At 68.1% G+C, this 3421-nt stretch carries 1 pseudogene; it reads left to right on the top strand.

The annotated features are described in order from the left end of the window. Positions 1–840 precede the first annotated feature (840 nt). Positions 841–3421: pseudogene (locus EVC45_RS43955) on the top strand (Type III effector protein (Skwp5)); the annotation flags it as partial.

Here is a 3421-nt window from a genome sequence, read left to right on the forward strand (position 1 = left end):
CCTCGCCAGATCCGAAAGCCATTCCCGGTGGGGCTCGCAGACAAATTCGGCCCCTTCGGAAAACCCGCAATCAGTTGGTATTGATATGGAAAAATGCCTGCCATTCTTATCGCGGCAGAACCCTGTTATTCGGTCTTTTAACCCAGCCGCCCCTGCCAACGTGACAACCCCCCGCCAAGCCCTGGATTTGCCGCGATGAAAATCGACGGGCCGGTAAGTCCAGATGATGGTGGTGACAATGAAAGGGTTGAGGAATCAGCACCCAGGCGATCCGGGACGGGGCCAGGGGGGTGCGCGGATCGGCATACAGGTCCGGCCCTTGACATGCGGCTGGCGGCGCTACCCGTACGCCAGGCGCGCGGGATTCAGGCTTATCCGGGCGCCCAGCGGCAGCGGGCGTTCTCCTCCCGGCCTCATGACGGGGAAGAGAACGCCGGGTACCCCTTGCGCGCGTTGCCCGGACGCGAGAGGCCCGGGGCGGACGAGAAGGGGGGGATGGGCCGCCGCCGGAGCCAGCCGGGGCCATCGTCATCGCGTCCGGGCACGCACCACCAGCCCGGTTATCAGCATCGGCCGGTCCTGACGGGAAGTGGTGTGCAGAAGTCCTGGGCTCAGGCAGCAGGTCCATCGCGCAAATCGGGGGATGCGCTGGATGACAGCGAGGGTACAAGGCCAGGCATCGGCCCGTATGGATCGCAGCGCCGCAGCCGGTGTCTGGCGAGACACCTGACATATCCGGCACGTGAGTTCAGCCAGAAGGCCGAGGAGCAACGGCGCGAGCAGCAACAGCTGCTTTACCGGGACTGGCGGGATGATGGCTTTCCGCAACGATGTTTCCGCATGGCAGCGGATAATGTGCTCGCGCAACGTAATGGCTACGGGCGCGCGCTGGTCTTTCTGTGCCCGGCCCATGCTGGGGATAACGTGTACTTCCTAGCTCGGTATTTGCAGAAACTGCAAGACGGGTTTGCGGACACCGGAAAAGTCCGTGAGGCTGTGGAGCTGGCGGCGCATTATGTCGTGGACACCGACTGGTGCGAGGACCTGCCGGCTGCACATTACGCCCATCTCGCCAACAAGCTGAGCAAGCATGCCGACCGTGAGATCTGCCGGCTGGCGCTGGAACGTATCGCAGTGCAAGTGCTGAAGCGGGACGCGGCGAAAGGGCTCAGCGCCAAGGAGGCGGCCATTCTGGGCAATGCGCTGTCCAAGGCGGCGCAACACGGGAGGTGCTGCGAAGCGGTGTTGTGTCTTGTCGCACATCTTGAGGCGTACAGCCTGATCGACAGGCTGAACGGCCAGGGCATCTCAAGCCTGCTCAATGCCCTCTCGAAGTGGCCGCAGGAGAGGAGAACCTGCGACGCAGAGCTGGCCCTGGCCAGGCGGATCCCCACCGACGAGGCACTATACAGGTCGATGACCGCGCAGCATGTGGCGATGGCCGGGAATGCGCTGTCAAAGTGGCCGGAGGAGCCGGAAGCGCGGGATGCGGTGCTGGCCCTGGCGCAGCGGGTCGCCACCGACGAGGTGCTGCGCAAGGCGATGACCGCGCAGCATGTGGCCGAGGTCCTGAATGCGCTGTCAAAGTGGCCGGAGGAGCCTGAAGCGCGGGACGCGGGGCTGGCCCTGGCTAGGCGGGTCGCCACCGACGAGGCGCTGCGCCGCGCGATGACCGCGCAGGCAGTGGCGATGGCCTTGCATGCGCTGTCCAGATGGCCAGGCGAGCCCGAAGCACGGGACGCGGGGCTGGCCCTGGCCAGGCAGATCCCCACCGACGAGGCGCTGCGCAGGTCGATGACCGCGCAAGCAGTGGCGATGGCCGGGAATGCGCTGTCAAAGTGGCCGGAGGAGCCTGAAGCGCGGGACGCGGGGCTGGCCCTGGCGCAATGGGTCGCCACCGACGAGGTGCTGCGCCAGGCGATGACCGCGCAGCATGTGGCCGAGGTCCTGAATGCGCTGTCCAGATGGCTGGGAGAGCCCGAAGCGTGGGACGCGGTGCGGGTGCTGGCGCGACGGGTCGCCACCGACGAGGCGCTGTGCCGCGCGATGAACGCACAGGACGTGGCGCAGGCCCTGCATGCGCTGTCCAGATGGCCGGACGAGCCTGAAGCACGGGACGGGGTGCTGGCCCTGGCGCAACGGGTCGCCACGGACGAGGCGCTGCGCCGCGCGATGACCGCGCAGGCAGTGGCGATGGCCGGGAATGCGCTGTCAAAGTGGCCGGAGAAGCCTGAAGCGCGGGATGCGGTGCTGGCCCTGGCGCAGCGGGTCGCCACCGACGAGGCGCTGCGCAGGTCGATGAACGCGCAGCATGTGGCCGAGGTCCTGCATGCGCCGTCCAGATGGCCGGACGAGCCCGAAGCACGGGGCGCGGTGCGGGTGCTGGCGCAACGGATCGCTACCGACGAGGCGCTGCGCAGGTCGATGACCGCGCAGGCAGTGGCGATGGCACTGAACGGGCTGTCCAGATGGCCGGACGAGCCCGACGCGCGGGACGCGGTACGGGTGCTGGCGCAGCGGGTTGCCACCGACGAGGTGCTGCGCAGGTCGATGACCGCGCAGGCAGTGGCGATGGCGCTGAATGCGCTGTCCAGATGGCCGCAGGAGACCGGCCTGCGGGAGGCGGCGAGGCTGCTGGCGGCACGCCTGGGCTGGCCCCCGCTCGCGTGGAATGCGTTCGACTTCGGCCAGCTCGCGCAGATTGCCAACGCGCTGGCGCGGCTGGGCGGGGACGAAGACGGGGACGCCAGGCTCGCACGCGGTGTACTGATGGGGGTAGCGATGCACCTGGCGCTGCGCCCGGAACGCTTCGAAAGCGCCGAGGGCCGCCACGTGGGTTTGCTGCTCAAGGCTTTCGCCCAGCTGCGGATGCACGACGCGCTACGGCCGCTTGGCGCGACAGCGCTGGGACGGATCCGGGGGCTGTGCGGCGCCGGGAGCCTGCGCGATGAACCGCTGGAGTGCATGGGCAACCTGTGCATGGGGCTGCTGCCGCTGGCGCGCAGCGCGCAGCTGAAGCGCCACCGGCGGGGCGCCCTGCAGACCCTCGACGCGCTGCAGCCGGTCGTGGCGCGCAAGATCGACGCGTATCTGTGTCAGGCCCCCGGGGGGAGCCGTGCCGGGCTGCGCATGAAGGACGGCGACGAAGCCTGCGGCACGCGCTGTGCGGCCCTGTCACTGTATCAGGTGCTCAAGACATACAGTCTGGTGGCCCGCCAGTGGAAGGTGAGCTACATCGGCGGTGAGCGCGCGTCGGTGAAGGCGCGACGGGAGACCCTGAAGCAGTGGGTGCAACAGACGCTGGACGGCACGCGCGGGCTCATCGAGGCGGACCTGCAGGAAATGAGCTGGAACCTGATTGCGCAGATCGAGGCGGACGACGCGATCCTGGATGCGCTGGATCTGCGGCTAGCCAGTGAGG

The organism is Paraburkholderia sp. UYCP14C, from assembly GCF_004197395.1.
Taxonomy (GTDB): domain Bacteria; phylum Pseudomonadota; class Gammaproteobacteria; order Burkholderiales; family Burkholderiaceae; genus Paraburkholderia.